This is a genomic window from Exiguobacterium sp. UBA6309 (assembly GCF_002439205.1).
Classification (GTDB): domain Bacteria; phylum Bacillota; class Bacilli; order Exiguobacteriales; family Exiguobacteriaceae; genus Exiguobacterium_A.
Genome location: NZ_DJTL01000009.1, coordinates 155,671 through 178,148 on the forward strand (window position 1 = coordinate 155,671; position 22,478 = coordinate 178,148).

24 protein-coding genes are annotated in these 22,478 nt (G+C 47.3%); 2 read left to right on the forward strand and 22 right to left on the reverse strand.

The window, feature by feature from the left end; genetic code table 11:
* Positions 1 to 112 precede the first annotated feature (112 nt).
* Together B3M90_RS02015 and holA are read right to left on the reverse strand one after the other, a co-directional pair.
* The gene (locus B3M90_RS02015; protein ID WP_214854779.1) at positions 113 to 553 is read right to left on the reverse strand and encodes a GNAT family N-acetyltransferase; all 441 of its coding nucleotides are present in this window, start codon (positions 551 to 553) and stop codon (positions 113 to 115) included.
* Positions 554 to 569: 16 nt separating this feature from the next.
* Complete coding sequence (gene holA, locus B3M90_RS02020; protein ID WP_214854778.1) at positions 570 to 1,571, reverse strand: DNA polymerase III subunit delta; 1,002 nt, start codon at positions 1,569 to 1,571, stop codon at positions 570 to 572.
* A 100-nt stretch (positions 1,572 to 1,671) separates the two neighbouring features.
* Here holA and B3M90_RS02025 point away from each other — a divergent pair, with 100 nt between their 5' ends.
* Positions 1,672 to 1,833: a YqzM family protein gene (locus tag B3M90_RS02025; RefSeq protein WP_023467431.1), complete on the forward strand. Its 162-nt coding sequence runs from the start codon at positions 1,672 to 1,674 to the stop codon at positions 1,831 to 1,833.
* 36 nt (positions 1,834 to 1,869) lie between these two features.
* Here the strand turns inward: B3M90_RS02025 and B3M90_RS02030 are convergent, their stop codons facing one another.
* The 15 genes from B3M90_RS02030 to B3M90_RS02100 all read right to left on the reverse strand — a co-directional run bounded on the left by B3M90_RS02030 (position 1,870) and on the right by B3M90_RS02100 (position 14,195).
* Positions 1,870 to 4,032 (reverse strand): DNA internalization-related competence protein ComEC/Rec2, encoded by a 2,163-nt coding sequence (locus tag B3M90_RS02030; protein ID WP_290782367.1) that lies wholly within the window; start codon positions 4,030 to 4,032, stop codon positions 1,870 to 1,872.
* On the reverse strand, positions 4,032 to 4,640 hold the full coding sequence (locus tag B3M90_RS02035; protein WP_290782369.1) for a helix-hairpin-helix domain-containing protein: 609 nt from the start codon (positions 4,638 to 4,640) through the stop codon (positions 4,032 to 4,034). The genes B3M90_RS02030 and B3M90_RS02035 overlap by 1 nt, the downstream gene beginning before the upstream one ends.
* A 228-nt stretch (positions 4,641 to 4,868) precedes the next feature.
* Positions 4,869 to 5,597 (reverse strand): class I SAM-dependent DNA methyltransferase, encoded by a 729-nt coding sequence (locus B3M90_RS02040; RefSeq protein WP_214854775.1) that lies wholly within the window; start codon positions 5,595 to 5,597, stop codon positions 4,869 to 4,871.
* Positions 5,597 to 5,944 (reverse strand): ribosome silencing factor, encoded by a 348-nt coding sequence (gene rsfS / locus B3M90_RS02045; protein ID WP_023467427.1) that lies wholly within the window; start codon positions 5,942 to 5,944, stop codon positions 5,597 to 5,599. The genes B3M90_RS02040 and rsfS overlap by 1 nt, the downstream gene beginning before the upstream one ends.
* Positions 5,941 to 6,516, reverse strand: coding sequence for a bis(5'-nucleosyl)-tetraphosphatase (symmetrical) YqeK (gene yqeK / locus B3M90_RS02050; RefSeq protein WP_035409306.1), 576 nt, complete (start codon positions 6,514 to 6,516; stop codon positions 5,941 to 5,943). Before yqeK ends, rsfS begins: the two co-directional genes overlap by 4 nt.
* Positions 6,506 to 7,075: a nicotinate-nucleotide adenylyltransferase gene (gene nadD / locus B3M90_RS02055; RefSeq protein WP_290782371.1), complete on the reverse strand. Its 570-nt coding sequence runs from the start codon at positions 7,073 to 7,075 to the stop codon at positions 6,506 to 6,508. The genes yqeK and nadD overlap by 11 nt, the downstream gene beginning before the upstream one ends.
* Positions 7,072 to 7,365 carry a ribosome assembly RNA-binding protein YhbY gene (gene yhbY, locus B3M90_RS02060; protein WP_023467424.1) on the reverse strand — a complete coding sequence of 98 codons (294 nt, stop codon included), beginning with the start codon at positions 7,363 to 7,365 and terminating at the stop codon, positions 7,072 to 7,074. Before yhbY ends, nadD begins: the two co-directional genes overlap by 4 nt.
* Positions 7,366 to 7,367: 2 nt before the next feature.
* Positions 7,368 to 8,156 carry a shikimate dehydrogenase gene (gene aroE, locus B3M90_RS02065; protein ID WP_214854769.1) on the reverse strand — a complete coding sequence of 263 codons (789 nt, stop codon included), beginning with the start codon at positions 8,154 to 8,156 and terminating at the stop codon, positions 7,368 to 7,370.
* Positions 8,156 to 9,265 (reverse strand): ribosome biogenesis GTPase YqeH, encoded by a 1,110-nt coding sequence (gene yqeH, locus B3M90_RS02070; protein WP_023467421.1) that lies wholly within the window; start codon positions 9,263 to 9,265, stop codon positions 8,156 to 8,158. Before yqeH ends, aroE begins: the two co-directional genes overlap by 1 nt.
* 143 nt (positions 9,266 to 9,408) lie before the next feature.
* A complete protein-coding gene (locus B3M90_RS02075; protein ID WP_023467420.1) occupies positions 9,409 to 9,993 on the reverse strand; it encodes a YqeG family HAD IIIA-type phosphatase in 585 nt (194 codons plus the stop codon).
* A 136-nt stretch (positions 9,994 to 10,129) separates the two neighbouring features.
* Positions 10,130 to 11,470, reverse strand: coding sequence for an ArsB/NhaD family transporter (locus tag B3M90_RS02080; RefSeq protein ID WP_214855936.1), 1,341 nt, complete (start codon positions 11,468 to 11,470; stop codon positions 10,130 to 10,132).
* 59 nt (positions 11,471 to 11,529) lie between these two features.
* On the reverse strand, positions 11,530 to 12,309 hold the full coding sequence (locus B3M90_RS02085) for a phosphatidylserine decarboxylase (protein WP_290782374.1): 780 nt from the start codon (positions 12,307 to 12,309) through the stop codon (positions 11,530 to 11,532).
* Entirely contained in the window at positions 12,302 to 12,790 is a 489-nt protein-coding gene (locus tag B3M90_RS02090) for a thioredoxin family protein (RefSeq protein WP_050677692.1), read from the reverse strand. Before B3M90_RS02090 ends, B3M90_RS02085 begins: the two co-directional genes overlap by 8 nt.
* A 13-nt stretch (positions 12,791 to 12,803) precedes the next feature.
* On the reverse strand, positions 12,804 to 13,937 hold the full coding sequence (gene iadA, locus B3M90_RS02095; protein WP_290782376.1) for a beta-aspartyl-peptidase: 1,134 nt from the start codon (positions 13,935 to 13,937) through the stop codon (positions 12,804 to 12,806).
* 63 nt (positions 13,938 to 14,000) lie between these two features.
* Positions 14,001 to 14,195, reverse strand: coding sequence for a YjzD family protein (locus B3M90_RS02100; RefSeq protein ID WP_035409317.1), 195 nt, complete (start codon positions 14,193 to 14,195; stop codon positions 14,001 to 14,003).
* Positions 14,196 to 14,393: 198 nt separating this feature from the next.
* Between B3M90_RS02100 and B3M90_RS02105 the strand changes: the two genes are divergently transcribed.
* Positions 14,394 to 15,203: a Cof-type HAD-IIB family hydrolase gene (locus B3M90_RS02105; RefSeq protein ID WP_290782378.1), complete on the forward strand. Its 810-nt coding sequence runs from the start codon at positions 14,394 to 14,396 to the stop codon at positions 15,201 to 15,203.
* Between the two features lie 259 nt (positions 15,204 to 15,462).
* Here B3M90_RS02105 and B3M90_RS02110 read toward each other — a convergent pair whose 3' ends face one another.
* The 5 genes from B3M90_RS02110 to B3M90_RS02130 form a co-directional block, all read right to left on the reverse strand.
* The gene (locus B3M90_RS02110) at positions 15,463 to 16,314 is read right to left on the reverse strand and encodes a YitT family protein (RefSeq protein WP_214854759.1); all 852 of its coding nucleotides are present in this window, start codon (positions 16,312 to 16,314) and stop codon (positions 15,463 to 15,465) included.
* Positions 16,315 to 16,502: 188 nt separating this feature from the next.
* A complete protein-coding gene (locus B3M90_RS02115) occupies positions 16,503 to 18,803 on the reverse strand; it encodes a glycoside hydrolase family 65 protein (protein WP_214856709.1) in 2,301 nt (766 codons plus the stop codon).
* A gap of 228 nt (positions 18,804 to 19,031) precedes the next feature.
* The gene (locus B3M90_RS02120; RefSeq protein WP_035398727.1) at positions 19,032 to 20,063 is read right to left on the reverse strand and encodes a LacI family DNA-binding transcriptional regulator; all 1,032 of its coding nucleotides are present in this window, start codon (positions 20,061 to 20,063) and stop codon (positions 19,032 to 19,034) included.
* Between the two features lie 34 nt (positions 20,064 to 20,097).
* Positions 20,098 to 21,621 carry an alpha-amylase family glycosyl hydrolase gene (locus tag B3M90_RS02125; protein ID WP_290782380.1) on the reverse strand — a complete coding sequence of 508 codons (1,524 nt, stop codon included), beginning with the start codon at positions 21,619 to 21,621 and terminating at the stop codon, positions 20,098 to 20,100.
* 22 nt (positions 21,622 to 21,643) lie between these two features.
* On the reverse strand, positions 21,644 to 22,477 hold the full coding sequence (locus B3M90_RS02130) for a sugar ABC transporter permease (RefSeq protein ID WP_023467409.1): 834 nt from the start codon (positions 22,475 to 22,477) through the stop codon (positions 21,644 to 21,646).
* Position 22,478: the final 1 nt, after the last annotated feature.

Consider the following 22,478-nt stretch of genomic DNA (forward strand, 5'->3'; position numbering starts at 1 on the left):
ACGGTGATGGGTCGCCACTAGGAGGTATCTCCAGTGGCGATTTTTTTATATGATGTGAAATGGCGGACGAAGGACTCGTGTGAAACGATTCCTTCGTCCGCCATTTATTGTCCTATTTGTCGTTTAGACGGTCGATCATGACATAGTGAAGACCGATTCCTTCAATCATGAAAGGCTCTCCGACGCGCTCTAGTCCAAGACGCTCATAAAAAGGAAGTGCCGTAATGCGGGCGTTACACCACCAAGCTGTCACTTGTCGTTCTTCCAAGAGACGACGGGCTTCTTCAATCAGCGCCCGACCATACCCTTCACCACGCACTTGTTCACTCGACGCCATTCCACGCAGCTGGTATGTCGCTCCTGGCGCTTGTGCATGTGATTGTTCCGAGAAACTACCGATCGCGACGATTTGTTGTGCTTTTATCCCGCCGAGATGAAACGTCGAGGCACGCGCATCGTCTGGATAAACACACGCTTCACGTGGTTGATGCGGACGCAACACTTCATGCCGTAATGGGATGACTTCTTCTGCTGTAATGAGCTGAACTTTCATGTTTGATTTCCTCCTCTTATAACGTCGCTAAGCGAACGATCAACGCATCAAATAAAATTTTCTTATCACCGCGCCCCGTCTTCATGCCTTCATCCGTCGTCGTGATGGCGATGAGTGCTTGCTCGAGCTGCGCAAACGTAAACCGCTTCGCAGACTGTAATGCCAATTTGATCGCATATGGATGAGCTCCGACTTTTGATGCGATTTGTCGTTCTCCGTACCCTTGTTCTGCTAATCGTTTCGATAACAGCATCATCCGGTATTGGCGTGCCATCAGTCCAAGAAGTGCCAACACTTCCTGTCCTTGTTTTTCTAGGTCGCGAATCAAGCGGATTGCCGGTTCGAGTTGACGCTTCATCAAGTAGTCCGTTAATTGAAAGACGTTGTCCTCTAATGTCCGCGGAACCAACAAATCGACATCCTCGATTTCGATCGTCGGGCGATCTCCTGCGAACAACATCAACTTCTCCAGTTCGTGCGCTAATGTCCCCCACATCTCAGCAGTCAAGAAAATGAGTCGCTCGATTGCCGGACGTTCCATCCGATATCCTTTGTCGTTAACAGCATCCAAAACGAAGCGGAACAACTCTTCGGTCGTCGGTTTTTTTGCCTCTAGTACCGTCGCGCGCTCCTTCAATCGTTTGACGACGGTTTTTCGTTCATCGAGCTTTTCCGCTTCGACGATCAAGACGACGACCGCGTAGTCTGCCGGTTGTAGGATATAATCTGCTAACCGTTCGAGGTTATGTTGTTTTTTATCTTTCGCTCCTGTCAGAAACGTTGCCGGTTTTGCAACGACGACACGGTAGTCGCTTAAAAAGGGTACCGTTTCCGCTTCATCGAGTACTGCATCAAGCGGTTGGTCGTTCAAATCGATTTTCATATAATCAAAGCGTTCTCCGTCTGGCAGAGCCGCTTTCACGATTTCACGTTCCCATTCTTCTAACAAGTGTCGTTCTGTTCCATATAATAAGTATAAATTCGTTAATTTTCCGTTGACGAGCCAAGGAGTTTTCATCATTCCCACCACATTTCACAGTTTGTTCTTAACTTCATCATAGATAATCCTCTTTTATTCCGCTATACTAGAAGCGGAATCTATTAAGGGGGAATGCAGCATGGCACATTCAGTACGCCCACCAAGTGAAAACGCGTTCGAGAACGATATTCAATCAAAACGCAACGATGCGCTCGACTCTGCCGTTGGTTTTGGTGCATCATTCGGCTTCTTCGCAGTCTTGTTCATCATCGGTGTCGCAATTAAGTTCTTAAGTCTATAATCAGTAAAACAGCAACCTTGGGGGGTTGCTGTTTTTTTATTTTATCATAGGTTCACAGCCCGCTGAAGAACAAGTTACACTCCCATCCTCATCCGTTCGAAAGACGATCCGATTTGTTCCGATTCGTTCGAGGACGTCCGGATGCGGATGTCCGTATCGATTTTTTCGCCCGACTGACAAGATGACAATCTTCGGATTCGTCTTTTGCAAGAGTTCTTCACCGGTCGATGTGTTCGAACCATGATGTCCTGCTTTTAGAATATCGATCGGACCAATCGTTAACTCGTCCTCGATTGCTAGTCCAGCGTCACCCGTCAGTAAAACACGTTGCTTGGCGATCTGCGCAAGTAATATGATAGACCGATCGTTCTCTTCTTCTTTTCGTTCAGTCGGTGCAAGCACTTGCAACCAAGGACGAATCGTGTGCCCCTTTTGTACGAACTCGACACGCGTCCCAGTTGCTTCGATCGAACGAATCAAAGCGTTTCGCTTCTCATCCGTGTTGTCATACGCCCCTAAATAAATGGTTTTCACGCGAACTTGACGCAGTAATCCTAGCAGTCCACCGACGTGATCATGATCAGCATGCGTCACGATGAGACCGTCGATTTCTGCTTCTCCTCGTGTGAATAAAAAGGGCGCGACGATATGACTACCCGGATCAAACGGACGGAGCAGTGGATGCGTCGTTTGCTGATAAACACCACCTGTGTCTACGACGAACGTCTCTCCTGCTTTCTCAAGTACGATACTATCCCCTTGTCCAACATCTAAAAACGTGATTTGTTCAGGTACGCGCCACTCCGTGTAGCCCCATGCCGTAAGTAAAAGAATCAGCGGGAGAGCATGCCCCCACCATCTCCGCTCAGCAATGAACCATGCGATTCCTGTTCCGACAACGACGATTGTCAAGACGATCGGAGAAAATGCTGGAACGGCAACCATTGCTAGCGGCAGATCCTCCGCCAGTCGTAACGCTTGATCCATCCATTGAATCGCGTACTGATGCGCGATCTGAAACGTTGAACGAATCGGTAAGAACGGGAGGGTCGCAAGAATGAACGATCCCGGCAGAATCACCCATTCAATCCAGCTACCAATCAATAGGTTTAACAATGGTGACCAAATTGAAACCGTCGTCTGTTCAATCCCCTGTAAAAAGAGGAGGGTTCCAAACTGTACCCAAGCACTGATCAGCAGCCAGTTCCAAGGACGACGAACCGAACCCATGAGTCGTCTCGACAGCACAAGAAACAGCGTCAGCCCGACCGTCAATTGAAATCCGATATCGTAAATGACAGTTGGTTGAATCGCTAATTGAAAAGCCGCGACCCCCGCAATGACCTCGACCGGATCTAACGGTTTGTGGAAACGACGACCGAGCAACAGAATGATCGCGACAAGCACAGCCCGAGTGACTGGAGGACTCCACTCCGTCAACCATCCGTAAATCGGCAGTAAGATCAGAACGATATCAAGTCGTTTTTCTTTTGTCATTCTGATTTTTCGTAAGACATACAGCAGACTAAATACTAAAAAAGCGATATGTGATCCTGAGATGACGATTGCATGTAATAAGCCGAATTTCTTAAACCGTTCGAGCGTCACTTGATCCATTAGTCGATCCTCACCAAACACAAGCGCTTCGACGTAGAATGCTTGCTTTTGTGGTAACAATTCTTCGATCCGTTTTAGCCATACTTCACGTACCCGTCTTCCTTCTGCCGCATACCCAGGTGTCCGATGACAGGAATCAAATGAACGGACTTCCCACTTTCCAGCGTAACGATGTGTATGCATGAATTGCTGTTCATCAAACCCTCCCGCATTCGATTGTTGGCGGACATCGAGCGGTTCCGTATTTATGCGACAGGAGTGCCCGATTCGTTCGTATCCCGTCTCTTCTTCTGCAATCGTTGCCGTCAATAGAATCGATTGACCGTTACTCTCTGCCTCATAACGAATTCGATCTCCATTACGCTTCCCTGACAAGATGTCAACAGACGAGACGTCGTGCAGTTCAGGTGACAGATGACCCATTCCGATGAATAGACAACTCAGAATGAACAAGAAGAAAAGACGACCGATTGAAAAAGACCATGACTTCATGATCGCAAAGAGCATCAGGAACACTAACCACCAGATCGATTCTTTGATGGCGACAATGAATAAAAGGACGAACAGCGCATGAAGTGGCATCAGTAGACGATCAGGTAGGATTTAAGCGATTCTAACGTCTTTTCCCCAAAGCCCTTCACATCGCCGAGTGATTCATACGTCGCAAATCCTCCCTTCTCCTCACGGTAGGCCAAGATCGCTTCTGCTTTGGCAGGACCGATTCCCGGAACCTCCATCAATTGTTCCGCCGTTGCCGCATTGAGGTCAATCAATCCTTTCGGTATCTCTGCTTTTGAGCGTTTCGTTGGTTTCGGCTGATCTTTCGTCTTTTTTACCGGCACGATGACTTCCTGTCCATCAATGAGGCGTGCCGCGAGATTCATTTGTCGAATGTCAGATTTCGCAGTCGTCTTTGCTTTTTCGATTGCATCCTTCACTCGATCACCGAGGTGGAATTGATAGGGTCCAGGTGCTTCTACCGCCCCTTTCACATCGACCATGATGAGTTTGTCACGAATCGAGGTATCCTTTTCTGCTGGCTCTGCTTTTGCCTCTTGTTGTTTATCCGTTAAGGACGGTTGATCGACCATCGCTTCATTCGAACAAGAGGGTAATGGTACGAACAATAAAATGATGAGTAGTAGGACGACGACGAGACCTGCGATCTGTTGAAAACGTGGAACGGTCAAGACGAATCCCTCCTTTTCCTACGACTCTAACAGGTCGCTACGGACTTCAGGAAACGAAGGAATACGTACTAACCACTCTTTTACAACACGATACGGTATGTTATGTCGGATGAAGGTCATATCATCCATACCGTTACTTTGAATTAGCCTCTGTTTGACGAACAAAAAATCCGTATCCTTCAAGCAACACGAACGTGTATCGCTTAAAGAAGACGGATGAGATCACTTTTACATTTTTTCAGCAACGAAGAAAATCCGCTCGGCTGTCTCAGAAGGAGCATCCGGTCCAAAATCGCCAGTGACCGCGAGAACCCGGAATCCTGCGTCGCGTAACCATGTTACGTATTGTGCTGGAGGATATGTCCGCTGATGATGCGTTTCATCGACACGCTCATAACGACCGTCCTCCTCCTCGATGAAGAAAGTCAGCTCATGGACGACAGAAAGCGGTGCTTCACCAGGATCCGCGAACCAGATATATGAACTTTGCTCCGCATGTGTCGCGTACGTCTTTCCATTGAACAACGTCTCCATCTTGTAAGGAGAGTGTGTATCAAACAAAAGACGTCCACCCTCTTTGAGGATTCCTGAAACATGTGTAAACGTCTGTCTGACATCCTCTTCCGTCCGGAGATAATTCAAGGAGTCGCATAGGATCGTCACGGCATCGACAGGTGTCGGCAATTCGATTTCGCGCATGTCTTGCGCCCAGAATTGAATAGTCAATCCCTCTTCCATCGCTTTTTCCTGTGCGACTTCGAGCATCTCTTCCGATAAATCGATCCCGAGCATCTCATAGTGTGCCGCTAATGCAAGCGTCGCCGTACCCGTTCCACATCCGATATCAGCAATCGTACTTCCAATCGGAACGTATGCTTTGACCCAGTCAACCCATTGATCGTAAGGGACGTCTTGCATCAATTCATCATAGATGTAGGCGAACTGTTCGTATGCCATTAGTTGACCTCGACTTCAACCTTTGGAGCATCTGCCCATAGTTTTTCGAGGTTATAGTAATCACGATCGTCACGGTGGAAGACATGAACAACGACGTTTTCAAGATCCGCCAACACCCAACGTGCCGCATCGAATCCTTCGAGGCGTTTGATCGGCAGGTTATGTTCGTGTGCGACTTCTTTGAGTTCACGCGCGATCGCCTGTACTTGTTTTTCTGAATTTCCTTCACAGATGACGAAATAGTCGGCAACTGGTGAGATGCTCGACATATTCAGGACGACGATATCTTCAGCACGTTTATCGTCGATGGCATTTACGATTAATTGTAATTCTTGTTCGACTGTCATAGGACGGTCCCCTTTCGTTTGGCCGCGACGAAGGCATTATAGGTCTCAATCGTTCGCGGAAAGATGATAGCTTGTTTCGTACATAAAAAATGAATCGTCTGACTGAGTGTTGCGATGACGGCGTCCGTCAAATCCTGCTCGGCTACTTCACGAAGCGCTTCGACACCCGAATAACTACGATTCGGCTCAATCGCATCCGCCACGAAGATGATTTGATCAAGTAACGGCATACCAGGTGCCCCTGTTGTATGATTCGCGATGGCTTGATAAATCACATCTGAATCAAGACCAAGTTCTCGACGCACAAGCTCCGCACCCACTGGCGCATGAAGTAGTTCGTCATCATAGTCGAGTAAGATCCGTTGATTCAATTCAACGGCAATCGAACGCATCTCATTCGTATCGCGGTATTTTGCATAATCATGGAGCATGGCAGCAAGTGTTGCTTCTTCTTCGTCAACACCATATTTAAGAGCCAAGTGTCGTGCCGTCTCGACGACACCTAACGTATGCACATAGCGTCGCTCAGGCAATGTGTTTTCAATGATTTGACGTGCTTCTTCAAGGCGCATATAGATTCCACTCCTCAATCCGTTGTCGAACGGCTTCCGGTACAAGATAGCGAATGCTCCGTCCGCGCGCGACCCGTTGCCGGATATCCGTCGAAGAAATTTCTAACAATGGCATATCGACCGCTTTCACACGGGCACCACGCGGAATCAGATACCGACTGCCCGGTCGAGCGACGGCACCAAAGACGACTTCCTCGTATAACCGTTCGGCTTGATACCACGTATCGAGACTCACGAGTGAATCTGCGCCGATTAGAAACAGAAACTCATGCTCCGGGTATCGGTGCTTGAGTGCACGAATCGTATCATACGTATAGGAAGGTTCTTTTCGCTCAAATTCAATCGCAGAGACAGAGAAGGCAGTGTTCAATGCAATTGCTTCTTCTACAAGACGGAGACGCTTAGTTGCGTCTGTGACAGTATGTTGTTTATGCGGTGGTACATTCGCTGGTAAAAACCAGACCGCATCAAGTTCGAGTTGTTCCTGCGCTTGTTCGGCAATCAGGAGATGACCGATATGCGGAGGGTCGAACGTTCCGCCCATCAGTCCGATTTTCATCGTGGCAATTCGAGCGTCTTGTTCTCTTTTGATTCTTTATAGAGAACGATGACTTTTCCGATGACTTGAACGAGTTCAGCATTCGTTCCTGCGACGAGTTCTTGTGCGACATCCTTTGGTGCGTCCGCACAATTTTGTAGTACTTGTACTTTCAAGAGTTCCCGTTTTTCAAGGGCATCCATCAAATCAGCACACATCGCTTCGCCGACTCCATTTTTACCGACTTGGAAAATCGGGTTTAGATCGTGAGCTGTCGCGCGTAAAAAACGTTTTTGTTTACCTGTTAACATGATTAAAACTCCTCCAATTGCTTTCGTATCACCTGCTCGCCAAGTGCGAGATCAGGTGCTTGTCCGGTGAAGCGTTCAAATGCTTCAGCCGCTTGTAAGACGAACATCGGGACGCCGTCGAGTGTGTCGAGACCTTTTTCAGTCGCTTCACGCAATAGACGGGTCGGCGTCGGTCGATAAATAATATCACAAATCAAAGCGTTCGTCTCTGTCAATTCGATCGGACGTGCTTCGACATGTGGCGCCATCCCGACAGAAGTCGTATTGATGATGACGTCGTAACTCGTTAAATCAAATGTTTCGTGCCATGGCAAGACGTGTGTTCCGAATTCATCGGCAACCACCCTAGAGCGTTCTTCTGTGCGGTTCGTGAGCGTCACATCTCCCGGTAGCGCAGCAATGATTCCTCGCGCTGCACCGCCCGCACCAAGGACAAGTGTCTTTTGAAATGACGGACGACGTTCTGTCAACGCACGGACGAATCCGATTCCATCTGTATTCGCACCAATCAACTGCCCATTCTTCCAGTATACCGTGTTGACGGCGCCCGCTTTTTGAGCTGCCGGCTCCAGCCGATCCAGGAACGGAATGATTGCTGTCTTATGGGGAATCGTCACATTGATTCCATCTAGCTGATGTGTACGTAATTTTGTAATGATTCGTGGCAATTCATGCTCCGTTACATCGATAAGGTCATAACAGCCGAAAAGCCCAGCCGCTTCCAGCCAAGCTGTATGCAGCTCAGGTGAAAGTGAATGGGCAATCGGATGACCGATGACGGCAAAGCGCATCAGACGAGCGCCTCACGTAAGGATACAGCGACACCTTTCGGGGCGTAAGCAGCGACACGTCCACCTTTTCCGTGAACCGCAACCCACCCGAGTCCACTGAAGACGATATCCGTCTTCATGTTATCGCGGAGGCTGAATTCATGACGGACAAGCGGCGGTAGCATCTCACGCGTCTTTTCGTTTGGCGGAGACAACAGCTCACCGTTGTGGTTCGCGTATAAATCGTCTGCCTTTTCAAGCTTCGTCCGGTGAACTTTCAATTCGTTCGACATGTAGATGACGAATGAACGCTTGTTCCCTTCCATATAGTCCAATCGTGCAAGACCTCCGAAGAAGAGTGTCTGTTGCGGATGGATTTGGAAGACTTGTGGCTTGATCTCTTTTTTCGGTGTAATCAGCTTCAAGTCCTTTGCATCAACATAGTGAGCCATCTGGTGATGATTGATGATCCCCGGTGTATCATACAGGTTACAGTTATCGTCGAGTGGAATGTCGATCAAGTCGAGTGTCGTTCCTGGGAAGTGACTGACCGTGATGACGGCTTCATCTTCTTCACCGAAGCGTTTGATGACTTGGTTGATCAGTGTCGATTTCCCGACGTTCGTACAACCAACGACATAGACGTCGCGACCTTTTCGATAATAATCGATTTTTTCAGCGAGTTCATCGACTCCGTGCCCCTTTTTCGCACTGATCAGATGAACGTCGACTGGACGTAATCCAAGTTCTTTCGATGCTTGACGCATCCAGTTCATGAGACGGTTCGGGTTGAGTGACTTCGGTAATAAATCGGCTTTGTTCCCGACGAGTAAGACATCGTTTTTACCGACGAACCGATGTAATCCCGGTAACCAGCTTCCATTAAAATCGAAGATATCAACAATTTTAACGACAAGTGCATCTTTTTGACCGATTCCGTCTAAGATTTTAACGAAATCATCGTCCGATAACGATACATCTTGAATTTGATTGTAGTGCTTTAATTTAAAGCAACGTTGGCAAATGACCATTTCACGATCAAGTGCGGATTTAGGTGCGTATCCTGGTGCTTTCGTGTCTTCCGTTTGAATGGCGACACCACAACCAGCGCAGTGGATTTCTTCGATCATATTATGTTGAGCCGCATGCGGGAACGATATCCCTTCTCTTTTCACCGTAGCGCCCTGCTCGCTACTCCAAGAGCGTAACTTCCGACCTCTCGCCGTACATGTTGCGACTGCTGCCTTCCCTTTCATCTACCGATCTGACAGGGTTATTGTTGCTTATCCTGACGAAGTGTTTCGATCGGATGCTCCAGTGCAGAAGGATCTTCCTTGACGCGTTGTGTCAATTTATAGATTCCTTTGCGTTTCATCCGGCGGAAAATGACACGTTCCATCAGGCGATTGAATTTCGTGACGACACCGTCCGTCTTAACGACGGGTTGAACGTGGATGACTTCGATTCCAACGGAGTTTGCACCGAGTACATCCGTGAAGAGTTGGTCTCCTAAGAAGACGACTTCTTTCGCGTGATAGCCGAATTCCGTCAATGCCCGTTTAAACCCGATAGGAAGCGGTTTTCGAGCAGGCGCAATATAATGCAGTCCGAGTGGATCCGCGAACTTCTTAACGCGGTCTCCGTTATTGTTCGATACGATGATGACGTCAAAACCATATTGATTATTCACCATATCCAGCCAAGCAACCAATTCGTCTGGAGCATCTGCGATATTCCATGCGACGAGCGTATTATCAAGATCGGTCAAAATCGCTTTGACACCGTTTCGTTTGAGCATTTCAAGGTCGATATCGTAGATCGAAGCCACGAAATGTTTCGGATAAAGTCGTTTGAACAAGAATAAAACCTCCAGATAATGGTCTAGCTCTATAGTTAAGTTTAAGAAACAGTTATGCTCTTATCGTTCGATTATAGCACAATCAGGTAGCAAGAGCGACGCACAAAAGAAAACGGAAGGCGAACCTCCCGTTTTCTTAATAATACCGAATCCACAAATAGAGTTGGGATAGGATCAACGTTACGATCGTGATCGGTGCTCCGTAAATCAAAAAGCGCATATAGGTGAATTTTTCACCTTGTCGTGTCGCAAGACCCGCGACGATGACGTTTGCCGATGCACCGATCAATGTCCCGTTACCACCGAGACATGCACCGAGTGCGAGGGACCACCATAAAACATCCACTTTCGCATCTGCTGGTGTAAGTCCGATCCCAGCAGCGACATCATTGATGAGCGGGATCATTGTCGCGACAAACGGAATGTTGTCAATCGTCGCACTTGCGATACCGGACAACCAAAGAACAGCAGTTGCTGTCGTCTGAATGTCACCGCCTGTCAGATCAATCGTCTTCTCCGCAAGATATCGAATGATACCTGCTTCCTGAATTCCACCAACAAGTACAAATAGTCCGGCGAAGAAAAAAATCGTAGTCCATTCAACACGCGCAAAGATTCCTTCCAGCTGATGATCGTTTTCAATCGTTAGCAACATCAGGACGGTCGCTCCAAGAATTGCGATCGCTGGTGCTTCGAGATGGAGTCCGATTCGATCAAGCATCGGATGCAACACGAAGAGTGCAATCGTACTAACGAGTACGACACTACTCCGCGTGACGAGTTTTCGACTGACAATATAACTCTTTTCATCGATTTCCATCAATTTTTGTCGATCTTCTGCCTCGACGTGCAGTTGCTTCCGGAAGACGAAGTACAGAATGCCGATCGTCACGACCGTAATGATCAGGATGATCGGTGCAAGATTCAGCAAAAAGGCATTGAACGTTAAGTGTGGATTCGCGGCACCGATCATGATGTTCGGTGGGTCGCCAATCAAGGTCGCCGTCCCACCGATGTTCGCAAATAATACTTCGGCGAGCAAGAACGGAAACGGCGCGATTTTAAGTATCTTTGTAATCGAGAAAGTGATCGGAACGATCAATAAGACTGTCGTGACGTTATCCAAAAAGGCAGATCCAAGTGCCGTCAATGCGGATAATAGAATCAACACTTTGATTGGGTCTCCTTTTGTTGTCTTCGCCGCACGAATCGCAATATATTCAAACAATCCAGATTGATTGGCAATCGTAACGAGAATCATCATCCCAATTAATAAGACGATTGTTCCCCACTCGATGTATTCAAATAATGCAGTCTCGAGATCCACAATGCCGACGATGACCATCGCGAGCGCTCCGAGTAGAGCGACGATCGCCCGGCTTACTTTTTCACTGATGATGAAGCCATAGGTCACTAAAAAAATGATAAGTGCGATATATGTCTGGACCTGTGTACTTCCGACTTCTGCTAATGCCATTGCCGGCATGATTCATTCCTCCTAAACGTAAGGAGACGCCCCGAACGGGCGCCTCGCTCTCATGAATGCCATTGTCCGAGGCGTTGCCCCATTAAAACTGGTCCAATCGCTTGACTGTCTAACGTCAATGCCTCTTTCCGACAAATCAGGACGACCGTCGAACCGAATGAGAAGTATCCAAACTCATCCCCGCGACGAAGGTCCTTCGACTCGTTCGTCCGAACGATCGAGTTGACGTTCAGTGCGCCGACCATGACATGTTCAAGTGCATGTTTTCCTTGGACGATACGTGTCACGCGACGATAATTCCGTGTCAATGGACGAAGCGCATGTGTGAGACCGATCTCATTCACTGGTGCTGAATCGCGACCGAGCGTATAGCTCGTCCGGACTGTTCCATCCATCGGCACATGAACACGATGGTAGTTTTGCGGACTTAAGTAAAAGATCATCACACGTCCCCCGACATATTGCTGTGCTTCATGATGGGAACCGAGTAACTCGGATACCGTATACGATTGTCCTTTGACGGTAAAGCGGCTATCAGCCGTCAAGTCGTCAACGACAGACAATATACCGTCACACGGACTGACGAATGCGCCTTCTGATTGATCAATTGGTCGCATTTCCGGTTTGACATGACGAATGAAAACGTCATGTAAACTCGAATACGCTTCTAAATTCCGAGTAGCTTCTGTCATATTTAGATCGTATGCCTGAACGAACGGACGGATGAACGGACGACTGATACGGCTCATCGCAAAACGTTTTAGTTGTTTGGCAACAAGCGGGTGTCCATTTAATTCGAACACACGAGAGTAAAACCATTTTTTAATCATTGAGATCACCAGATGATTCTTCTTTTGAGTCCTTTACGTCTTTTCCAGCGAAGAACTCTTTATAGCTGTCTTCCGTTTGCTCTCCTGCTACGCGTCCGACTTCCTTACCGTCTTTAAAGTGAACGACAGTCGGTGTACCCTCGATGCCAAACGTATCCCAAGCCGACTGTTCGACAGCAAGATCGATTTGTTCGAATGGAATGTCTTGTTTTTCACCAAGCGGGACGAGATATGGTTTTACTTTTTCACAGTGGGAACAACCCGTTTGATAGAAATACGTATAGAATTCATCACCGGATTTTACTTTATCTGCGACTTGTGTAGCCGTTAGATTGCCGTTCTTCGATGCAGAATCTTCTCGATCCGTGAAGACAAGAAGTAATCCTCCCACCAATACGATCAAGGCGATGACTCCCGCTGTAATCCAATTCGCCTTGGATTGCGGTTTTTTCGTGTTTTTACGTTTCGACTTCTTTGACACGTCTATCCCTCCGTCATTCTGGTATTAGCCATTTTTTCTGAATCATTATAGCATGACCATTCGCAAGAATCGTATCGATTTGCAAAGCGTCATCAATCAGTAACAGATCCGCTCGTTCTCCGACCGCGATTCGCCCGCCCGGTATACCATATGCATCCGCGACATGTCGCGTGATCGTCGCGATTGCCTGATCAAAAGCAACACCATGCTCCACTGCATCGCGAACGGCTTGCATCAGAGAAGTAGGCTTTCCTGTATCAATCCGCACTAAGCGACCTGCATCATCAAACGCCGGAAGACTTGCGCCAGCGTCGCTCGACATCGTGATCTGCTCGGGTGGGATTCCCGCTGCTAAAGCACGAGCAACAGCCTGTCCTGCTGGAATCTCGCCTTCCGCAATGAAAGTTTCCGTCGTACACGTCGTAAAATCGATTCGACCTCCCCGTTTCGCCCAAGCGAGTCCCGCCTCAAAAATCCGTTCACTCCGGTTGATATGCGTCGGAAGGAATTGTCCGATAGGGAGGTCCGTCGTATCAATCACCTCATGTAACAGATCGAGCCCTTGTTTCCCGTCTCCAATATGGACGTTCATCGTTCCCGACACTCCTTTGACCATGCCGGCGATTCGAGCCTCTGATGCTAATCGCGCGAGTTCATGGGCAGTCGGCTGTGTCGATCGGTGATCATTGATGGCAATCTCTCCGATGCCGATCACTTCATTGATGAGGACGATATCATGCCCTGTCGAATGTGTCAGGAAGACGGGTGGCACCATGTAACTTCCGCTCAAGAGAAAGGGACGAATACCGAATGCGGCATATCCTCGTATGTGTGCCAGTAGATCAATTCCGGTTCGCGTCCAGCCATCTGTTCCGAGCAATCCGACGACTGTCGTGACACCGCCTTCGAATATGTCACGAACAGTCAACGGAGCCGTTCGTGTCGCAAATCCGCCTTCCCCTCCTCCACCAATTGGATGTAAGTGTCCGTCGATGAAACCAGGAACTAGCCGTTTGCCGCGACCATCAATTCGGTGTGTAATCAGTGCTTCATCTATGGTGTAGGAACCGATTCCGATGATCTGATTTCCTGCTATGTAGACATTTTGCGGCATCTGTTGCCACATGACCTGTTCGATGACGATCATCGCTCATTCCTCCTTAAGACAAAAAGCGAGCCTATCGTCCAAGTGACGATATCTCGCTTTTCCTTATTCTGCCTTAGTCCCTTGACCAAGACCTAAATCTTCATTGACGGCATCGAGTGCGAAGACGACAAGTGAAGTGACGACAGACATCGCTGTCGCGAATCCAAAGCTATACGATACTGCATCAACCGCTGATACGATGAACACGGCTGTGTTCACGAGTAAGAATGACCAAAAGAATGTAACGAGAAAACGCATGATTTCCCCTCCGTTTCCATAACGTACTATAGAGTTATCCTACGATTTGTAGTATACCATTTTTTAATCTAAGCAACAGCTTTTCTCTAATTTTTTCAAGCGCTTTCTTTTCCTTGAAAAACTTACTCGTTTCATACGAAGGACAATCGCTTCATATGATACAGTAGAATTAACGAAAAGAAAGCGGAGGATTTCATCATGACCCGTCACTTAATTGCTGTCGATCTCGACGGCACCCTTTTAAAGGATGATAAAACGATCAGTGTGGCGAACATCGCTGCGCTTCAACGTGCACGTGCAAACGGTCACGAAGTCGTCATTGCGACAGGACGACCGTTCCGTCACGCTCGAAAATATTACGAACAGCTTGGATTAACGACACCGATCGTTAATTTTAACGGTGGTCTCGTCCATCACCCGCAGAATGTTCATTTTGAAGTCCAGCACCATCCGATTCCACTCAAGACCGTCCAACATATTTTGGAATCCGTCGCTGAAACAAAGACACAAAATATCGTCTGCGAAGTCACGGATCATGTCTATTTTCAATATGATCCGGTTGGTATTTACGAATTCTATACCGACCATGCCTTATCCGTCACGACCGGAGATTTACGAAAGGTGCTTATGCATGAACCAACATCTCTTTTAATTCATGCCAAAGGAGAACACGTCGATGAAATCCGCTCCGAACTATCAGGTATCCATGCCGAGACGGTACTCAATCGTCAATGGGTGAAGCCTGAATTCATGGTCGAAGTGATGCGAAAAGGTACAAGCAAAGCGGTCGGTCTTGCCCATATCGCCGACCACCTTGGTATTAACTCTAAACAAATCATTGCTTTCGGTGATGAGGAAAACGATTTAGAGATGATCGAGTATGCTGGACATGGTGTCGCGATGGGTAATGCCATCCCTGCGCTGAAACATCTGGCAAACGGCACGACGAAGCGAAACGAGGATGACGGGATCGCGTATTACTTGAGACACGTACTTGGACTCACATGAAAACAGATAAAGAGGCTGACTCAAAAAAGAATGACGCGTCTTTTCACGCCCTTTCCTCAGGCGAGACACAAGCCAGTTTTCCTGCTTCGTTGGAGCAGAAAAGCGGGTCTTGTTCGTCTCTGACAGCGCATAAATGCGCTTGTTCCTGTAGGAGTGGCGTGTGACGCGTCATTCTTTTTGTTACGAGATAAGGATGGCAGATCATCATTCTGCCACCCTTATCTTTGTAGAGACTGACTTTTGAGTCAGCCTCTTTTCATTATCCTTTTCGGAAGTATCCGACGACCGAGTCCGTCGCGACGACGTTGATGAATACTGTCTCGTCCGCTTCCCGACAAATCCGTTCGATATCCCGCAATTCGTGACGCTCAATGACCATCATCAACGTCGCTTTCTCAGCTCGTGAATACGTACCGATCGAAGGAATCTGCGTGATTCCACGAATGATGTGCTGATGCAGAGCCGTCGTGATGTCATCCGCATGATTCGTGACGATAAAAATCGTCAAGCGTTGGTTACTTGTATGAATCTCATCGACGACCTTAGAAGTCACGTAGATGAAGACGATCGTATATAAGGCAGTCGACCAGCCGAACAAGGCACCTGCCAATAGTGCGATCAAAAAGTTCAAGACGAACAGATATAAGCCGACACTGCGATCGGAAAAACGGGCAAAGATGAGGGCAACGATATCAAACCCACCCGTCGAAGCACCGAATTTAATCGTGATACCGGTACCAATCGCAAGCAAGACCCCTCCAAACACTGCATTCAGTGTCTGATCACCTGGTATGACAGCATATTGAGGAATAAGGCCAATAAAAATCGTCGTTGCCAGAACCGAAATCAACGTGACGATTGTAAAGCTCCGACCTAACATGATCCATGCAAGCACGATCAAAGGGATGTTCAGCGCTAAGAACCAAACGTTTTCACCAAACGCAAACGCTGTATTTTGAAGGACTTGCGTCAAGATTTGGGCAAGTCCTGTAAATCCAGTCGAATAAACACCACTTGGAATCAAAAACCAGTTCATGGCAACGGCAATGACGAATCCTCCAATCGTAGCCACGATCACTTTTAACATACTTTCCTTTACTACTGCTGTCACACGCCGTTCTCCTCTCATTCATAACTATCTTGAAACACTTTAGCACATTCAAATGTCGCCGGATAGTCAAGATTTCCAAAGATTGATGTTCTTTTTCATGATGGCGTTTTCATTTGTGACAAAGGTGTCCTCTAATTCGTGTTACACAAAAAAAGAACCGACTTGGCATCGGTTCTTTTTCATCGTATTTATACTGTCATCGAAGCAGGCACCGTAATCTTTCCTCCTGCCGGAACTTCTACAGTCGTTCCATGAACGTTTAAGCTGAATGCTTCGCCTTCCGTCTGAGTGATTTCGACGGCGTTTGGCTGAACATGGACATGGATATGATGACCGCGCCACTGCATCCGGAACGCATAGCTCGTCCAGCCTTTTGGCAACATCGGCTTAAAGGACAACGTATCGTTCGCTACCCGTAATCCGGCGAACCCGTGGACGATCGACATCCAAGATCCAACCATCGACGTGATGTGTAATCCGTCTTCTGTGTCGTTGTTGTAGTTATCAAGGTCAAGTCGTGCCGAACGTTGGTACAGTTCGACCGCTTTTTCCTCATAGCCGACTTCCGCTGCAATGATCGAGTAGATACACGGAGATAATGATGATTCGTGAACCGTACGTGGTTCATAGAAATCGAAGTTCGCTTTCTTCTCTTCTAGACTGAAGCGATCCGTCAAGAAGTAGAGACCTTGCAGGACATCTGCCTGTTTGATGAATACAGAGCGAAGGATCCGGTCCCAAGACCAATTCTGGTTCAGCGGAAGATGTTTTGGATCGAGTTCAGCGACCAGGATTTGTTCCTTATCCATGAAGCCATCCTGTTGCATGAAGATACCAGGAGCTGCTTCATCTTTTGGATAATACATCTTCGCGTCGATATCTGCCCACTTCGCCAGTTCCTCATCCGTCAACGCTAATTGATGCATGAGTTCTTGCAAACGTTCTGGTTCTTCTTGTGCCAAATGACGGTGAACGGTCTGCGTATATTCGAGACACCATGCTGCGATCAAATTCGTATACCAGTTGTTGTTGACGTTGTTCTCGTATTCATTTGGTCCCGTCACCCCAAGAATCATATAGACATCCTTATGCGCCACATAATTGACACGGCTTGCCCAATAACGAGCAATCTCGACTAACACTTCAAATCCGTATTGTCCGAGATACGATGTGTCACCCGTGTAGTTCGTGTAATTATAAATCGCATGCGCAATTGCACCGTTCCGGTGAATTTCTTCATGTGTGATTTCCCACTCGTTGTGGCACTCTTCTCCGTTCATCGTCACCATCGGATAAAGCGCACCCTTCATCCCAACATTCTTATCCGCATTTTCTTTTGCTTGCGGTAATTGATTGTGGCGATACTTGAGTAAATTCCAAGCCACTTCCGGTTTCGACGTCGCAAGGTAGAAGTTCAAGCAGTACGCTTCTGTATCCCAATACGTCGCACCACCATACTTCTCGCCCGTGAAGCCTTTTGGTCCGATGTTGAGGCGTGAGTCTTCACCTGTGTAGGTCTGGAACATATGGAAGATGTTGAAACGAATCCCTTGCTGTGCCTCGACATCACCTTCAATCTTCACATCCGCTTCTTCCCAGTGGTGCAACCAAGCTGCTTCATGTGTCGCAAGCAATGGTTCAAAGCCTGATTCGAATGCGACGTGAACCCGTTTCATCGCTTGCTCCAGTAACGCATCGATTTCATGATCGCGATTCGTTACGAGCGCAACGAATTTCTCGACAGTGACACCCTCACCTACTGCGGCTTGTTTCGTGAAACGATTCGCGACGTACTGCGTATTGCCATCGACGACCTCACACCGTGCGCCTTCGACGTCCGTGATCATAGCTGCCGTCACATGCCAATCGAGCTTTTTCGTTTTTGATGTGACATAACCAAACCGTTCTTCAATTCCGTGTTCAACGGGAAGCCAGAACTTCTCATCATAGTTTGAGTCTTCATTCTCAACATCCGCATCGAGATATGATTCAATGATGACCTCTGCTTCGAAATTGACAGGTGTTACCGTATATTGCAAGGCAGCGATTTCTTTATCGACGATCGAGAAGAAACGCTTGGATTCGACTTTTATCTCTTCTTCTCCATGCTTCAACAACATCGCCCGCGTCAACACACCATGTTGCATATCAAGTTCACGTTTGAAGTCGATGACTTCCCACGTATTCAAATCAACAGTTTTTCCGTTGACAGATACTTTCAAACCCATGATGTTGACAGCATTGAGTACTTTCGCGAAGTACTCCGGATAACCGTTTTTCCACCAGCCGACACGTGTCTTATCCGGATAATAAACACCTGCGACATACATGCCTTGATGCGTGTCCCCTGTGTACTCTTCTTCAAACGTTCCGCGCATTCCCATATGACCGTTTCCGATCGATGTCATCGATTCTGCCAATCGATTATCTTCTGGATGAAAACCAAGCTCTGTAATTTTCCACTCATTGACCTCAAAAAGTCGTTTCATCGTCAAGTCGCTCCTTTTTTATGCTACGCATGTCAGTCAATCTGATCATGTAAGCGTTTCATCTATACTCTACATTCTTTATTGTACACATAAAAAGCATCAATGCAATCGTTTGCACGAAAATAAATTTCTTTTTCTGCAACCGCTTCCTTTTACTAGAAATCGACATCCATTTGAATCAAAAAAAGTCTATTTTCAAACCAATCGGTTTAAAAATAGACTTCTGTTTCACGCTTCAGATTTTCCGCCACAAGACTGACGGACGACGAGATAATGTGGAACGATGACGCGCTTCCCATAAGGGGTCGCATCTTCATTGATTTGTTCAATCAAACAATTCGTCGCTTCAAAACCAAGTCCAAAGATATTGATTTCAACAGAAGTCAACGGTGGGCTTGAGAATTCTGCGATGAACAAGTTATTGAAACTGACGACGGCCATTTGATCCGGCACACCGATCCCCATCTCATTCAGGGTACTCATGACACCAAGTGCCATCATGTCGTCACTGACGACGACAGCCGTCGGCGGATGTTCAAGCGACATCAGTCGTTTGACTGCCTCAGCGCCTCCTGTCGTCATGAATGGTGCACTGACGATGTAGGATTCTTGAATCGGGATGCCCTCTTCCATGAGAGCCGTCTTGTAACCCCCGACACGTTCTTGCGTCACAGCTAAGTCCTGTGCGCCTCCGACGAATGCGATACACTCATGCCCAAGTTGATGCAAGTACTTCGTCACTTCGCGACCGGCTAGATAATTATCCGTATCGACATACGTGACATGTGATGAATCACTGAATGGTTTTCCGACGACGACGAACGGAAACTTCGAATCTTGCAGAAATTGAACGACTTTGTCATCCGTACGGGAATACAGTACGACGACACCATCGACACGACGGCCCTGAACCATCGACACGACACCTTCATATACTTCTTCTTCCGAGACACCTGTCGTCATATATAACGAATATCCATTTTGATGCGCTTTTGTACTGATTCCTCGAATGACCTCCGAAAAGAACGGGTTTTGTAGCGTTTTTGTTGCAGCACTTGGCATGACGAGACCGATCGCTTGTGTCGTTCGATTCGCGAGACTGCGCGCATGAACGTTCGGATAATACCCGAGCTCATCCATCGCCTGCCGCACCCGTTCCTTCGTCTTTTGACTGATGCGTGAACTATTCGCAATGACGCGTGATACCGTCGAGGGTGCGACATTCGCTTCCCGTGCTACATCCTTGATTGTTACCTGCATCCCCTTCACCTCACATTTCCCCTAGTTAAGTATTTTATTTTGTTTGACGTTGCATGCGTTTACGGTGAACGAGAAGAAGTATGAGCGCTAAAATCGGAGCAATCGCACCAATTGCGATGATCGACCACCAGTTGACTTGTGACTTTTCGATGACATAGCTGTTCGCACTATTTGCATCAAGCGTGATCTCATAGGCGTCACCATCTTGACGCACTAAGTCTGAGAATAAAAGTCCTCTTAGACGCTGATCATCACCGACTTCTTTCGCAGACACGCGTAAGCTCGTCTTTTTTTCTCCAAGATTAATCGCGTAAATGACTTTTTGTTGTTTCGTCTCCCGTGAGTAGACTGCCATATGATCGGTTTTTGCGATCAAGCGTTGCTTCCCTGTTGCAAACGCTGGGTAGTCCTGACGCATCTCGTTCAACGTTTTTACGTACTGTTGCATCTTCTTATTTTGATCAAATGTCATCATCATCCGGTTTCCAGGATCCTCACCACCTGGCATCGCCACCTCTGTTCCTTGGTAGACGATCGGCATCCCTGGTGCAGCATAGAGTGCGAACAGCGCTAATCGAAGCTGCCGCTCCTCTTCATCTGCTCCACCAATCTTTGCTTCCGTGATGAAGCGCTTGACATCATGATTATCAATGAAGGTTGCAAGTCCCTTGGCATTCGGATTAAACGTAGTATCTCGATTATAAACTGAATCGAGCTCTTCCGCGGAACCATTTTTGCGAGCAAACTGATCCTTGACTCCATAATAAAACGGGAAGTTCGTCACAGAATCAAAACCTAATTTCGAATAGGACGCGATTTTTCGCGGATCTCCATCGAACACTTCAGCCAACAAGAATAAGTCTGGATGCTTTTCTTTTACTGCTGGGATAAACGTTTTCCAAAATGACGCTGGCACATGGCGAACCGTATCGAGCCGGTATCCGTCTATACCCGTTTCATCGACCCAGTAGTTCGCGGCATCAACTAAATAATCCACGACTTTCGGATTTTCTGTATTGAAGTCCGGTAAATCGAACAGCCAGTTATTCTCGACTTCCGACGGGTTATTCCAGTTCATGATCGGTTGATTTTTATGAAACCACTCCGGTTTTTCTTTCACCATTGGATGATTTGGTCCTAAATGATTGACGACAAGATCAAGGACGACCTTGATATCCCGTTTATGCGCTTCTTTGACGAGACGTTTAAACTCTTCCTTTGTTCCGAAGTGCGGATCAATCTCGTAATAATCATCCGTCCAGTATCCATGATAACCATTCGGACGGTTCTTAAAGATCGGCGTCAACCAAATCGAAGTGAATCCCTTTTCCTTGATGTAATCGAGACGTTTCGTCACACCTGCTAAATCGCCACCTTGGAACGCTTTTGGATTTTCGGGATCCGCCTCTCGATCATTACTCGGATCGCCATTCTCGAACCGGTCCACCATGATGAAATACATTCGTTCTTTTTCCCAACCTGCTGCTTCACCCGTCATCGGTTGAAGCCCGATAGACAAGAGAAGCGGCAAGAGGAGAAGCATTATGCCTCGTCTCATGCCGCTGATTTCCCCCTTATGATTATCCTTTCGTTCCACCTGCTGTCAATCCAGACACGAAGAAGCGCTGGAATGCGAAGAAGAGAAGAACGATTGGAACTGCTGATAATACGGCACCTGCCGCAAATAACGTGAAGTTATTGTCGAACTGCTCCGACACCATGTTGTACAACCCGACCGCAAGTGTCTGTTTCTCAGGAGAACGCAGGACGAGCGATGCTAAAATGAAGTCGTTGAATGGTGCCATGAAGTTGAACAATGCGATGACGGCGACCATCGGTTTTGCTAGCGGTAAGATGATTTGCCAGAAGATTCGTAAGTGACCGGCACCATCCATCCGTGCCGCCTCATCGAGTTCTTTTGGAATCGTATCGAAATATCCTTTTGCAAGATACGTATTCATTGGAATCGCGCCACCCGAGTAGAGTAGGATGAGCGCCAGATGCGTATCAAACAATTCTAACATATTAAGCAAGACATAAATCGCAATGATTGCAACGAATTGCGGTACCATCTGCAACACGAGGAACAAGATGAGTGAATTTTTCCGACCGACGAAGCGATAGCGTGAAAAAATGTATCCTGTTAAAGTGATTAGCGCGACGGAGACGACCATCGTGATGACGGCAATCTTGATTGTGTTTAAATACCACATGCCATAATCCGTTTTTGACGGATCAAACAAATCAAAGTAGTGAATCAAAGTCGGATTACTTGGGAAGATATCCGATGTAATACTTTTCCCTGGGTTAAGTGAAGTACCAACGACCCAAAGGAGTGGATAGACGATAATGATGGAGGCGACCGTCAAAATGAGATATGACAACGCCATGTTGATTCGGTTTTGTTTTCTCATA

Excerpts from the sequence above, each read along its gene's own strand:
- B3M90_RS02015 (WP_214854779.1), bottom strand. The coding sequence starts at position 553 with ATGAAAGTTCAGCTCATTACAGCAGAAGAAGTCATCCCATTACGGCAT.
- holA (WP_214854778.1), bottom strand. The coding sequence starts at position 1,571 with ATGAAAACTCCTTGGCTCGTCAACGGAAAATTAACGAATTTATACTTA.
- B3M90_RS02025 (WP_023467431.1), top strand. The coding sequence starts at position 1,672 with ATGGCACATTCAGTACGCCCACCAAGTGAAAACGCGTTCGAGAACGAT.
- B3M90_RS02030 (WP_290782367.1), bottom strand. The coding sequence starts at position 4,032 with ATGCCACTTCATGCGCTGTTCGTCCTTTTATTCATTGTCGCCATCAAA.
- B3M90_RS02040 (WP_214854775.1), bottom strand. The coding sequence starts at position 5,597 with ATGGCATACGAACAGTTCGCCTACATCTATGATGAATTGATGCAAGAC.
- rsfS (WP_023467427.1), bottom strand. The coding sequence starts at position 5,944 with ATGACAGTCGAACAAGAATTACAATTAATCGTAAATGCCATCGACGAT.
- yqeK (WP_035409306.1), bottom strand. The coding sequence starts at position 6,516 with ATGCGCCTTGAAGAAGCACGTCAAATCATTGAAAACACATTGCCTGAG.
- nadD (WP_290782371.1), bottom strand. The coding sequence starts at position 7,075 with ATGAAAATCGGACTGATGGGCGGAACGTTCGACCCTCCGCATATCGGT.
- yhbY (WP_023467424.1), bottom strand. The coding sequence starts at position 7,365 with ATGTTAACAGGTAAACAAAAACGTTTTTTACGCGCGACAGCTCACGAT.
- aroE (WP_214854769.1), bottom strand. The coding sequence starts at position 8,156 with ATGCGCTTTGCCGTCATCGGTCATCCGATTGCCCATTCACTTTCACCT.
- yqeH (WP_023467421.1), bottom strand. The coding sequence starts at position 9,265 with ATGATCGAAGAAATCCACTGCGCTGGTTGTGGTGTCGCCATTCAAACG.
- B3M90_RS02080 (WP_214855936.1), bottom strand. The coding sequence starts at position 11,470 with ATGGCATTAGCAGAAGTCGGAAGTACACAGGTCCAGACATATATCGCA.
- B3M90_RS02085 (WP_290782374.1), bottom strand. The coding sequence starts at position 12,309 with ATGATTAAAAAATGGTTTTACTCTCGTGTGTTCGAATTAAATGGACAC.
- iadA (WP_290782376.1), bottom strand. The coding sequence starts at position 13,937 with ATGATCGTCATCGAACAGGTCATGTGGCAACAGATGCCGCAAAATGTC.
- B3M90_RS02100 (WP_035409317.1), bottom strand. The coding sequence starts at position 14,195 with ATGCGTTTTCTCGTTACATTCTTTTGGTCATTCTTACTCGTGAACACA.
- B3M90_RS02105 (WP_290782378.1), top strand. The coding sequence starts at position 14,394 with ATGACCCGTCACTTAATTGCTGTCGATCTCGACGGCACCCTTTTAAAG.
- B3M90_RS02115 (WP_214856709.1), bottom strand. The coding sequence starts at position 18,803 with ATGAAACGACTTTTTGAGGTCAATGAGTGGAAAATTACAGAGCTTGGT.
- B3M90_RS02120 (WP_035398727.1), bottom strand. The coding sequence starts at position 20,063 with ATGCAGGTAACAATCAAGGATGTAGCACGGGAAGCGAATGTCGCACCC.
- B3M90_RS02125 (WP_290782380.1), bottom strand. The coding sequence starts at position 21,621 with ATGAGACGAGGCATAATGCTTCTCCTCTTGCCGCTTCTCTTGTCTATC.
- B3M90_RS02130 (WP_023467409.1), bottom strand. The coding sequence starts at position 22,477 with ATGAGAAAACAAAACCGAATCAACATGGCGTTGTCATATCTCATTTTG.